The following is an 11,669-nucleotide window of genomic DNA, read 5'->3' as shown; positions in this document are numbered from 1 at the left end:
AGTGACGGCTTCGCGGTCGTCCAGGCAACTGCTTCCTCAATAACAACAAGAGCCCGTGAGGGCGAGGGACATCATGACTCAAGAACTTGCCAGATCGGCGGCAACGCCGCCCAATGACGACGTCATACGCGACACGGGCAACCTCTATGAGGTGTGGGGCGACACCGTGGATGCCAGGCACCTTGTGCTGGCCATCCTTGTCAGCTCCGTCGTCAGCCTCGGTACCTATGCACTGGCGCTATGGATTCTTGCCGGCATCCTGGATACGACGCAGATGGCCAGAGCCTACGCCATGTTGTTCGGGATTCTGGGCTGCCTGGGTGGCGGTACGATCAGTGCCATCTTGTTCAAACCAAAAAGGGATGTGATCGAGCATGTCGCAGATCCTGCGTTTCGTGAGCAGGTGGTCAATGACCTGCTCAAGGAGTACGGCAGCCTTGGTCGCCTTGAGGAAACCTCACCCGAAGTGCTTGCCGAGCTGCACGATCTGGGCCTCTACGAGCTATTTCGCGATGCCCAACTCCGAGAGGAGGCTACACGTGAGCCAGCGGCTGACGTCGGGCTGGATGCGCATGCGTCCCTGCAACCAAGCGGAGGGCGCTCGTGATGGAAGGGCTGCTCTACGAAATCCTGATGGCTTTGGCGCTTGGCTTGTTCGGCGCGGTGCTGTTCTCTGCGATCGGCCTGGTCTCAGGAACCGATGAAACCACGACCCTGGCTCCCCTTACCCTGTTGGTCGTGATGCTCGGGGCGCCGCCGGCCGGCATTCTCACCTTCTTCCTGGCTGGTGCGGTCGCCAAGCATATGACCCACGCGGTGCCGACAGCTCTGCTGGGAATTCCCGGCGACACGATGGCGACTGCGCTCATCGGTGACGCCAACTACTTGCGCCGGCTCGGCGTGCCTCACGTGGCCTTGCGCAAGATGATCACTGGCGGCGCGCTGGCCGCTCTGATCGCCGTACCGTTGTCGGTGCTGTTCGCGGTGTTGCTGGCGCCATTCGGCGATGTGATCAAGCAGTTCGCGCCTTGGGTTTTCCTCTGTGCGGCCTTCGCCATCGCTTATTTTTCGGCTGGCCGCTGGGCCTCGGTGCTGGCGTTGCTGCCGTTCGTGCTGGTCATCGTTGCCTTGCAGTCACTGACGGCTCAATACGACGTCAAGCTGGCTGTCAGCTATTTCCTCGGTATTGCAGTCGCACCGCTGATTGCCTCACTGTTCTCGCTGTTGGCGCCGGTCGAGCGCGAGAAGATGCGCCGTGACGGGTTTCGGGTCTTTTCCCTGGCTCCGGACATGAAAAGCTGGAAAGGCTACTTTCCCAATCCGTTGCGGGTGATCAACAAGCGCCAGAGGCGCATGACCGCGATGGCTGCCAGTGTCACCAGTGCCACCTTCGTCTTCAGCCCAGTGGCCATGACCGTGATCATGGGCGAGGTGATCGGCGCACGTATCAAGCAGGCATACGAGCGACTGACCACCGTGATTACCGCGCGCAATGGCGTAACCGAATCGACCTATATCGCGGAAGCGCTCATTCCCCTGATTGCCTTCGGTCTACCGCTCAGCCCGGTAGCCGCAGGGCCAGCTGCGCCGCTGTTCAACGCGCCGCCGCGATTTACCGTGGATAGCGCGACTGGCGAGGTCAATAACCTGCACAATCTGTTGAATTACTGGGAGTTCTTCGGCTACGGCATGTTGGCGGTGGTTATCGCCATCCTGATCGCCTATCCCTTTTCCATGAGCTTTGCTCACCGGGCTGCGTCCTTCGTGTTCCGCAAGATCAGTCACGAGGCGGTGATTTCCACCTTCATCGGGTTGGCACTGGTCGTGGGTATCTGGGAGGGCGGCCTGCTGGGGGTACTGGTGGTCGTCACCATCGGCTTGCTTGGTGGTTTCCTGGCGCGCTTCCTGGGTTTCAATATCGGCGTGCAATTCATGGGGTACTACACGGCGGTGCTGAGCGTTCCGGCGATGTTGGCTCTGTTGAGGTGAGCGGGGCGGTTCATCACGGCAGTGCGATTGCGCTGCCGCGTCAACAGGCCTCCGTGTTATCGCAGCAGCTCCAGCGATCCGCTGATACCGGCCAGGTAGTCGTCCACGCAACGCAATACCAGCTCGCTGCGCCAGCGCTCGGGTTGAGCGGCCAGTTCATCACGGGTTAGCCAGCTGATACCGCTGATGTCGGTGTCCAGCTCGCGCTGCGGGTCGTGGTGCACGGGGCGGGCGCTGAAGCACACGCGTTGGTAAGTGACGCCATTGCTCGGCGCCGTGTAAAGGTAGATGCCGAGCAGGCCGGTCAGCTCGACATCCCAGCCCGTTTCCTCGAGGGTTTCGCGCAGCGCGGCCTCGCGTAGCGATTCATTGGCTTCCAGGTGCCCGGCTGGTTGGTTGAGTACCAGGCGGCTGGCTTTGAATTCTTCGACGAACAGAAAGCGGCCCTGGTCTTCGATGACCGTGGCCACGGTGATATGGGGTTGCCACTCCATTTCCGTTGCTCCAGATGGACGATGTGCGGGTGTGCCGATATGGCCTGGGCCATTTTCAGCATTGCGCCATAAAAAAGAACCCCGGCACCAGGCCGGGGTTCTTTTCACGTCGAAGCCTTTATCAGGCGTTCAGCGCAGCCAGAGCGGCGTTGAAGGTAGCGCTTGGGCGCATCACCTTGCTGGTCAGCTCAGGGTTGGAGCGGTAGTAACCACCGATTTCGGCCGGCTTGCCTTGTACGGCGGCCAGTTCGCCAACGATGGTGGCTTCCTGCTCGGTGAGCTGCTTGGCCAGCGGCGCGAATTGCGCTTTCAGCGCTGCATCTTCGTCCTGGGCGGCCAGGGCTTGCGCCCAGTACAGTGCCAGGTAGAAGTGGCTACCACGGTTGTCGATTTCGCCAACCTTGCGCGCCGGGGACTTGTTGTTGTCCAGCAGCTTGCCGGTGGCTTGATCCAGGGTCTTGCCCAGTACCTTGGCCTTGGCGTTGTTGGTCTTGATGCCGGTTTCTTCCAGCGAGACGGCCAGGGCCAGGAACTCGCCCAGGGAATCCCAGCGCAGGTAGTTCTCTTCTACCAGTTGCTGTACGTGTTTCGGAGCCGAACCGCCGGCGCCGGTTTCGTACATGCCGCCACCGGCCATCAGCGGAACGATGGACAGCATCTTGGCCGAAGTGCCCAGCTCCATGATCGGGAACAGGTCGGTCAGGTAGTCACGCAGCACGTTGCCGGTCACCGAGATGGTGTCCTGGCCACGAATCATGCGCTCCATGGAGACGCGGATGGCTTCGTTGTAGCCCATCATGCGGATATCCAGACCGCTCAGGTCGTGATCCTTGAGGTACAGCTCGACTTTCTTTTGCAGTTCGCGGTCGTGAGCGCGCTCCGGATCCAGCCAGAAGATGGCCGGGGTGCCGGATTGGCGGGCGCGGGTAACGGCCAGCTTGACCCAGTCGCGAATCGGCGCGTCCTTGGTCTGGCAGGCGCGCCAGATATCGCCAGCTTCGACTTCATGCTGCATCAGCACGGTGCCATCGGCAGCGACGACGCGCATGGTACCGTCGGCGGTCATTTCGAAGGTCTTGTCGTGGGAGCCGTACTCTTCGGCTTTCTGCGCCATCAGGCCGACGTTCGGTACGCTGCCCATGGTGGTTGGGTCGAAGGCGCCGTTGGTTTTGCAGAAGTTGATCATTTCCTGGTAGATGCGAGCGTAGGTGCTCTCAGGCATGACGGCCTTGGTGTCTTTCTGCTTGCCGTCCTTGCCCCACATCTGACCGGAGTTGCGGATCATCGCCGGCATGGAGGCGTCGACGATCACGTCACTCGGGATGTGCAGGTTGGTGATGCCCTTGACCGAGTCGACCATGGCCATTTCCGGGCGATGGGCATAGACCTCGTGGATGTCATGCAGGATTTCTTCCTGCTGCGAGGCCGGCAGGGATTTGATCTTGTCGTAGACGCTGCTGATGCCGTTGTTCGGATTGACGCCCAGTTCCTTGAATAGGTCGCCGTACTTGTCGAACACGTCTTTGTAGTAAACGCTGACCGCGTGGCCGAAGACGATCGGGTGGGAGACCTTCATCATGGTCGCCTTGACGTGCAGGGACCACATCACGCCGGTTTCCTTGCAGTCCTGCAGGGTCTTCTCGAAGAAGGCGCGCAGCTTGTTGCAGCTCATGAACATGCTGTCCAGCACTTCGCCGTCTTGCAGGGGCAGGGTTTTCTTCACCTCTACCTTGCCGTCCTTGCTGACGAATTCAATGCGTACGTCACCGGCTTTGGCCATGGTGATCGACTGCTCGCTGGAGAAGAAGTCGCCGCCACGCATGTAGTCGGCGTGGGACTGCGAAGCCATGCTCCATTTGCCCATGCTGTGCGGGTGCTTGCGGGCATAGGCCTTGACCGCGGCCGGGGCGCGGCGGTCGGAGTTGCCTTCGCGCAGAACCGGATTCACGGCGCTGCCCAGTACCTTGGCGTAGCGGGCGCGAACTTCTTTGTCTTCTTCGCTCTGCGGATCTTCCGGGAAATCGGGGATGCTGTAGCCCTGGGCTTGCAGTTCGGCGATGGCTGCCTTGAGCTGCGGAACGGAGGCACTGATGTTGGGCAGCTTGATGATGTTGGCATCCGGCTGCAGGGTCAGCTCGGCCAGTTTGGCCAGGTCGTCATCGATGCGCTTGTCGGCATCCAGACGGTCGGCAAAGCTTGCCAGGATCCGTCCAGCAAGAGAGATGTCGCGGGTTTCGACGGAGATGTCAGCCGAGGCGGCAAAGGCTTCTACAATGGGCAGAAGCGAGTAGGTAGCGAGGGCCGGAGCTTCGTCGGTGAAGGTGTAGATGATCTTCGAAGGGGTGGACATTTAGGGTTAACTCTCTTCTTTGCTGAGCGCGCATAGAAACTCGACCTGCGCGGGTAGGCGCTTGAGCCCCATGGTGGCGGAGCTGGGTCGAGGACTCGCCGCGGTGATGTTGGATGCACCCGTAGAGTGTCGAGCGGTTCGAGCCGGCTGACAGTGGTGGCCATCAACCGGTTTCAAGAGGTTGCTACCTGGTTCCAGGCAGGTCGCCCCTTATGACTCGTTAGTCACCTAAGCAGTATATCACTGCGGCACCTCGTCGCAGAATGCCCAGATGAATAAGACCTTTGCACATGTGTCTCGCTCGTTGGGTTTGCGCTACTCTCGGGGATGCACACTGTCTAACCACAAGATGGAGTCCAGCATGGGATACCAAAAGATCCAGGTGCCAGCTAGCGGTGACAAAATCACCGTTAATGCCGATATGTCGCTGAATGTTCCGAACAACCCGATCATCCCGTTCATCGAGGGTGATGGCATCGGCGTCGATATTTCCCCGGTGATGATCAAGGTCGTCGATGCCGCCGTCGAGAAAGCCTATGGCGGCGCGCGCAAGATTTCCTGGATGGAGGTCTACGCCGGAGAGAAGGCCACTCAGGTTTATGACCAGGACACCTGGCTGCCGAAAGAAACCCTCGAGGCCGTGCGTGATTACGTCGTTTCGATCAAGGGCCCGCTGACCACGCCTGTTGGCGGTGGTATTCGCTCACTCAACGTGGCCTTGCGCCAGGAACTGGACCTTTACGTCTGCCTGCGTCCGGTGCGCTGGTTCGAAGGCGTACCCAGTCCGGTGAAAAAACCGGGTGACGTGGATATGGTGATCTTCCGCGAAAACTCCGAAGACATTTACGCCGGTGTCGAGTGGAAGGCCGGCAGCCCGGAAGCGGAGAAGGTCATCAAGTTCCTCACCGAGGAAATGGGCGTCAAGAAGATCCGCTTCACCGATATGTGCGGTATCGGCATCAAGCCGGTTTCCGAAGCGGGCACCAAGCGCCTGGTACGCAAGGCGTTGCAGTACGCGGTGGATAACGACCGTGGCTCGGTGACCCTGGTGCACAAGGGCAACATCATGAAATTCACCGAGGGGGCCTTCAAGGAGTGGGGCTACGAGATCGCGCGCGAAGAGTTCGGCGCCGAACTGCTCGACGGCGGGCCCTGGATGCAGTTCAAGAACCCCAAGACCGGCAAGAACATCGTGGTCAAGGATGTGATCGCGGACGCCATGCTGCAGCAGATCCTGTTGCGCCCGGCCGAATATGACGTGATCGCCACGCTCAACCTGAATGGTGACTACCTGTCCGATGCTCTGGCGGCCGAAGTGGGCGGCATCGGCATTGCGCCGGGCGCCAACCTGTCCGACTCGGTGGCCATGTTCGAGGCGACCCACGGTACGGCGCCGAAATATGCCGGCCAGGACAAGGTCAACCCGGGATCTGTCATTCTCTCTGCTGAAATGATGCTGCGCCACATGGGCTGGCCAGAGGCTGCGGATCTGATCATCAAGGGCACCAATGGCGCTATTGCCGCCAAGACCGTGACCTATGACTTCGAGCGTCTGATGGACGGTGCGACCCTGGTGTCGTGCTCCGGATTCGGCGATGCGATGATCAAGCACATGTAAGAATGCGGTAAGGCGACAAAGAAAGGCCGGTCAATTGACCGGCCTTTTTCATGGCATATGCCAGGGGATCATCAGGCTTCGGCAGTGCTCGCGGCGTTCTGTTGCACCGATACAGCGGCAGGAACTTCCTGGCTGGTGGTGGCGGCACTGATGTTGACCGCATGCAGGCCTTTGGGGCCTTGCACGATCTCGAAGCGAACCGGCTGGCCGGCTTTGAGCGTTTTATAACCTTCCATCTGGATGGCCGAGTAGTGGGCGAACAGGTCCTCATCTCGGCCGTCGGCCAGGATGAATCCGTAGCCTTTGGCGTTGTTGAACCACTTGACCTTACCGCTGAGCATGCTGATATCCCTCTGCAAAGGACTCCATCTCTGGAGTATCATCCACTTCGATTCCGCACGATAACCGACCAGGCTGGGCGAAAGTGCGGAACCCCTGATACCCGCTAATAGGGTATTCATTGGTTGTAACACCCTTTTGCCGATAGTCAAGGCTATGCGGCGGACGGCTGAGAACTCAGTCAAACTCCCTCTAGCATCCCTGTTCGCCCGGCCCTGAACCTCTGATTTCAGCATGCATGCAAGTAGCCAGATTCGACTAACATTCAATCAGGATCGCCCGGCAGAGCATGAGGATGATTCCTCTGGTGTTGCTGTTCAGGAATCCAAGCCAGCATTGCAGGCACCACCGATGTACAAGGTGGTCTTATTCAATGACGACTACACCCCGATGGATTTCGTCGTCGAAGTGCTTGAAACCTTTTTCGGCATGAATCGGGAGCTGGCGACCAAGATCATGCTGGCCGTCCATACAGAAGGGCGTGCGGTGTGTGGTGTTTACACCCGCGATATTGCGGAGACCAAGGCAATGCAGGTCAACCAGTACGCGCGAGAGAGCCAGCATCCGCTACTCTGTGAAATAGAGAAGGACGGTTAACGCCGGCCACTTGGGTATGAGGTGAAGCTATGTTGAATCGAGAGCTCGAAGTCACCCTCAATCTGGCTTTCAAGGAGGCCCGTGCCAAGCGTCATGAATTCATGACGGTCGAACACCTGCTGTTGGCCTTGCTGGATAACGAGGCGGCAGCCAGTGTGCTGCGGGCCTGTGGGGCCAACCTCGACAAGCTACGCCACGATCTGCAGGAGTTCATCGACTCCACCACGCCGCTGATCCCTCAGCATGATGAAGAGCGCGAAACTCAGCCGACCCTGGGCTTTCAGCGCGTCTTGCAGCGTGCGGTGTTTCATGTGCAGAGCTCTGGCAAACGCGAAGTGACCGGCGCCAATGTGTTGGTGGCGATCTTCAGCGAGCAGGAAAGCCAGGCCGTGTTCCTGCTCAAGCAGCAGAGCGTGGCGCGTATCGATGTGGTCAATTACATTGCCCATGGCATTTCCAAGGTGCCGGGGCATGGCGATCAACATGAGCACGACCAGGAAATGCAGGATGAGGAGGGCGGCGAATCGTCTGCCTCAAGCAATCCGCTCGATGCTTATGCCAGTAATCTCAATGAATTGGCTCGTCAGGGGCGTATCGACCCGCTGGTCGGGCGTGAGCACGAGGTCGAGCGCGTAGCGCAGATTCTCGCGCGGCGCCGCAAGAACAACCCGTTGCTGGTGGGTGAGGCAGGTGTAGGCAAAACCGCTATTGCCGAAGGCCTGGCCAAGCGCATCGTCGATGAGCAGGTGCCTGATCTGCTGGCAGACAGCGTGGTCTATTCGCTCGACCTCGGCGCGTTGCTGGCCGGCACCAAATACCGTGGCGATTTCGAGAAGCGCTTCAAGGCGTTGCTCAACGAGCTGCGCAAGCGCCCGCACGCCATTCTGTTCATCGATGAGATCCACACCATCATCGGTGCGGGTGCGGCATCGGGCGGGGTGATGGATGCGTCCAATCTGCTCAAGCCGGTGCTGTCGTCTGGCGAGATCCGCTGCATCGGTTCGACCACCTTCCAGGAGTTTCGCGGCATCTTTGAAAAAGATCGCGCCCTGGCGCGGCGCTTCCAGAAGGTTGATGTTGTCGAGCCCTCCGTGGATGACACTTACGGCATTCTCAAAGGGCTCAAGGCGCGCTTCGAGCAGCATCACCATATCGAATACAGCGATGAAGCCTTGCGTGCCGCGGCCGAGCTGGCTGCGCGTTACATCAATGACCGGCACATGCCGGACAAGGCCATCGACGTGATCGACGAAGCGGGCGCGTACCAGCGTCTGCAGCCGGAGGACAAGCGCGTACCGCGTATCGAGGTGGCGCAGGTCGAGGACATCGTCGCCAAGATCGCGCGAATTCCGCCAAAACATGTCTCCAGTTCCGACAAAGAGCTGCTACGCAATCTGGAGCGTGACCTCAAGCTCACCGTGTTCGGTCAGGACGCTGCCATCGATTCGCTGGCAACCGCGATCAAACTGTCGCGTGCCGGGCTCAAGGCGCCAGACAAACCGGTCGGTTCCTTCCTGTTTGCCGGTCCTACTGGTGTCGGCAAGACCGAGGCCGCGCGGCAGTTGGCCAAGGCCATGGGTATCGAACTGGTACGCTTCGACATGTCCGAGTACATGGAGCGGCATACCGTCTCGCGTCTGATAGGTGCACCACCCGGCTATGTCGGTTTCGATCAGGGCGGCCTTTTGACCGAGGCGATTACCAAGCAGCCACATTGCGTGCTGCTGCTCGATGAAATCGAGAAGGCGCATCCGGAAGTCTTCAACTTGCTCCTGCAAGTGATGGATCACGGTACGCTGACCGACAACAACGGGCGCAAGGCGGATTTCCGCAACGTGATCCTGATCATGACCACCAACGCCGGCGCGGAAACTGCGTCGCGTGCCTCGATCGGCTTCACCCAGCAGGATCACTCCACCGATGCCATGGAAGTCATCAAGAAGAGCTTCACGCCGGAGTTCCGCAACCGTCTGGACACCATCATCCAGTTTGGTCGTCTCAGTCACGAAACCATCAAGAGCATCGTCGACAAGTTCCTCACCGAACTACAGGCGCAGCTGGAAGACAAGCGTGTCACGCTGGAAGTCAGCGACGCGGCGCGCAGCTGGCTGGCCGAGCGCGGCTACGATGTGATGATGGGGGCCAGACCGATGGCACGCCTGATCCAGGACAAGATCAAGCGTCCGCTGGCGGAGGAAATCCTCTTTGGCGAACTGGCCGAGCATGGCGGCGTGGTGCACGTCGACATCAAGGATGGCGAGCCAAGCTTCGAGTTCGAGACGGCGGCGGAGGTCGCCTGATCGAATGGCTTCAAAGTCACTGAAAGCCCTGGCGGCTTTCAGTGAACCAACGAAAACGCCCGGCATATGCCGGGCGTTTTCGTTTGGTGCTTGGCTTAACGGGCGCGGTAGGTAATGCGACCCTTGCTCAAGTCATAAGGTGTCAGCTCGACGCGCACCTTGTCACCAGTGAGAATGCGGATGTAGTTCTTGCGCATCTTGCCGGAGATGTGCGCGGTAACGACGTGCCCGTTTTCCAACTCCACGCGGAACATGGTGTTGGGCAGGGTGTCGACGACAGTGCCTTCCATTTCGAAGCTGTCTTCTTTCGACATGCAGTAAAGCCCTCGGTATCCAGGAAATGGCCCGGTGCAACTGGCGCCAGGCAAAAGCGGCGTGCATTGTGCCCGAAAACAGGGGGCTGCGCCAAGGGGCTTGGTTCGTCGAGCTGACTTGAGGGTGGTCAAGCGGGTCTAGGTGAGCAGCGTCCAGCGCTGATTGACGAAGAGTTCGATCGGGCGGTACTGGGTTTTGTAGTTCATCTTGCGGCAATTCTTGATCCAGTAGCCAAGATAGACGGCTTCCAGACCCAGGCGTGCGGTCTCGCCGACTTGCCAGAGGATAGCGAAGCGGCCAAGGCTGCGGCGCTCTTCAGCTGGGTCATAGAAGGTGTAGACCGCCGAGAGACCGTTTGGCAGAAGGTCGGTAACGGCGATCGCGACGAGTCGACCTTGCAGGCGGAACTCATAGAAGCGCGAGAAGGGCAGGTCGCGAACCAGAAAGGTGGAGAACTGATCTCGACTGGGTGGGTACATGTCGCCGTCGGCATGGCGCTGCTCGATATAGCGCACGTAGAGCGAGTAGTACTCCTCGGAGAAAACCGGGCGTACGGAGCGTACGCTGATGTCTTCGTTGCGCTTGAGGATTCGCCGTTGCTGGCGGTTGGGTGTGAACAGGGCGGCCGGAATGCGTGCCGGGATGCAGGCACTGCACTGCTGGCAGTGCGGACGGTAGAGGTGGTCGCCGCTGCGGCGAAAGCCCATTTCCGAGAGTTCTGCATAGACCAGCACGTCCATGGGCTGACTGGGGTCAAGGAACAAGGTGGTCGCCTGTTCCTCTGGCAGATAGCTGCATGGATGCGGTTGAGTGGCGTAGAACTTCAGGCGGGCCAGCTCGGTCATGGTCGCGTCTCGGGTAAAGCCTTGCCTATGAGTGTAAGCCAGTGTTCCGAGCCCTACCATATGAGAGGAACACTAGCTGCAAGTGTGCTCCCGCGGCGGGGCTGATAGGGTTTGCGCGCGATCACTTTCAGGTGTGTGCTAAGCGAGCCAATCTGCTTTGCTGGGCAGGTCGAGATGACGCTGCAGATACTCGGCGAAGGTGGCGCGTGGGATGGCTCTGGCGCCGAAGCTGTGCAGATGTTGTGTGGGCATCTGGCAGTCGATGAGCACGAAGCCCCATTCCTGCAGCTTGCCGACCAGCGTGGCGAAGCCGACCTTGGAGGCGTTGTCGGCGCGGCTGAACATTGATTCGCCGAAAAACAGCTGGCCCATGGCCAGGCCATAGAGTCCGCCGACCAGCTCGTCCCCATTCCAGACCTCCACGGAATGAGCGATGCCGCGTTGATGCAGCTGCAGATAGGCCTCCTGCATGCCGCGGGTGATCCAGGTTCCATCGGCGTACGCGCGTGGCTCGGCGCAGGCCTTTATGACGGATGGAAAGTCCTGGTCGAAGGTGACGCGATAGCGTTGTTGGCGCAGCAGTTTGGCCAGGCTGCGAGAAACATGCAGTTCTTCGGGAAGCAGTACCGTGCGCGGATCGGGTGACCACCAGAGAATCGGCTGGCCATCCTGAAACCAGGGGAAGCAGCCATGCCGATAGGCGCTGACCAAGCGGTCGGCGCTCAGGTCGCCGCCGGCAGCCAGCAGGCCATTGGGTTCGCGCATGGCTTTCGTCAGCGGCGGGAACTGCAGGGAGTCACGTTGCAGCCAAGTCAGCATGCG

The 11,669-nt window shown here is 59.8% G+C and carries 11 protein-coding genes; 5 read left to right on the top strand and 6 right to left on the bottom strand.

Annotation, left to right across the window (positions count from 1 at the left end):
* Positions 1 to 73: 73 nt before the first annotated feature.
* Together HS968_RS13590 and HS968_RS13585 are read left to right on the top strand one after the other, a co-directional pair.
* A complete protein-coding gene (locus tag HS968_RS13590; RefSeq protein WP_238338844.1) occupies positions 74 to 607 on the top strand; it encodes a hypothetical protein in 534 nt (177 codons plus the stop codon).
* Positions 607 to 1,989, top strand: coding sequence for a tripartite tricarboxylate transporter permease (locus tag HS968_RS13585; RefSeq protein ID WP_182366395.1), 1,383 nt, complete (start codon positions 607 to 609; stop codon positions 1,987 to 1,989). Before HS968_RS13590 ends, HS968_RS13585 begins: the two co-directional genes overlap by 1 nt.
* Before the next feature lie 56 nt (positions 1,990 to 2,045).
* Here the strand turns inward: HS968_RS13585 and HS968_RS13580 are convergent, their stop codons facing one another.
* Both HS968_RS13580 and HS968_RS13575 read right to left on the bottom strand, forming a co-directional pair.
* Positions 2,046 to 2,483: an NUDIX hydrolase gene (locus tag HS968_RS13580; RefSeq protein WP_182366393.1), complete on the bottom strand. Its 438-nt coding sequence runs from the start codon at positions 2,481 to 2,483 to the stop codon at positions 2,046 to 2,048.
* 121 nt (positions 2,484 to 2,604) lie between these two features.
* Positions 2,605 to 4,833 (bottom strand): NADP-dependent isocitrate dehydrogenase, encoded by a 2,229-nt coding sequence (locus HS968_RS13575; RefSeq protein ID WP_182366391.1) that lies wholly within the window; start codon positions 4,831 to 4,833, stop codon positions 2,605 to 2,607.
* Between the two features lie 361 nt (positions 4,834 to 5,194).
* Here HS968_RS13575 and icd point away from each other — a divergent pair, with 361 nt between their 5' ends.
* Complete coding sequence (gene icd, locus HS968_RS13570) at positions 5,195 to 6,451, top strand: NADP-dependent isocitrate dehydrogenase (RefSeq protein WP_106741022.1); 1,257 nt, start codon at positions 5,195 to 5,197, stop codon at positions 6,449 to 6,451.
* A gap of 71 nt (positions 6,452 to 6,522) precedes the next feature.
* Here the strand turns inward: icd and cspD are convergent, their stop codons facing one another.
* Positions 6,523 to 6,792, bottom strand: a complete 270-nt coding sequence (gene cspD / locus HS968_RS13565) for a cold shock domain-containing protein CspD (RefSeq protein WP_119691357.1) — start codon at positions 6,790 to 6,792, stop codon at positions 6,523 to 6,525.
* A 232-nt stretch (positions 6,793 to 7,024) separates the two neighbouring features.
* Between cspD and clpS the strand changes: the two genes are divergently transcribed.
* A complete protein-coding gene (gene clpS / locus HS968_RS13560; protein ID WP_106741026.1) occupies positions 7,025 to 7,387 on the top strand; it encodes an ATP-dependent Clp protease adapter ClpS in 363 nt (120 codons plus the stop codon).
* A 29-nt stretch (positions 7,388 to 7,416) separates the two neighbouring features.
* Positions 7,417 to 9,687 (top strand): ATP-dependent Clp protease ATP-binding subunit ClpA, encoded by a 2,271-nt coding sequence (clpA, locus tag HS968_RS13555; protein ID WP_106741029.1) that lies wholly within the window; start codon positions 7,417 to 7,419, stop codon positions 9,685 to 9,687.
* 95 nt (positions 9,688 to 9,782) lie between these two features.
* Here the strand turns inward: clpA and infA are convergent, their stop codons facing one another.
* The 3 genes from infA to aat form a co-directional block, all read right to left on the bottom strand.
* Positions 9,783 to 10,001: a translation initiation factor IF-1 gene (infA, locus tag HS968_RS13550; RefSeq protein ID WP_002553999.1), complete on the bottom strand. Its 219-nt coding sequence runs from the start codon at positions 9,999 to 10,001 to the stop codon at positions 9,783 to 9,785.
* Positions 10,002 to 10,139: 138 nt separating this feature from the next.
* A complete protein-coding gene (locus HS968_RS13545; protein ID WP_182366389.1) occupies positions 10,140 to 10,847 on the bottom strand; it encodes an arginyltransferase in 708 nt (235 codons plus the stop codon).
* A gap of 138 nt (positions 10,848 to 10,985) precedes the next feature.
* Positions 10,986 to 11,666: a leucyl/phenylalanyl-tRNA--protein transferase gene (aat, locus tag HS968_RS13540; RefSeq protein WP_182366387.1), complete on the bottom strand. Its 681-nt coding sequence runs from the start codon at positions 11,664 to 11,666 to the stop codon at positions 10,986 to 10,988.
* Between the last annotated feature and the right edge of the window lie 3 nt (positions 11,667 to 11,669).

The organism is Pseudomonas berkeleyensis (genome assembly GCF_014109765.1).
Classification (GTDB): Bacteria; Pseudomonadota; Gammaproteobacteria; order Pseudomonadales; family Pseudomonadaceae; genus Aquipseudomonas; species Aquipseudomonas berkeleyensis.
This window is presented reverse-complemented; position numbering and strand designations above follow the sequence as displayed.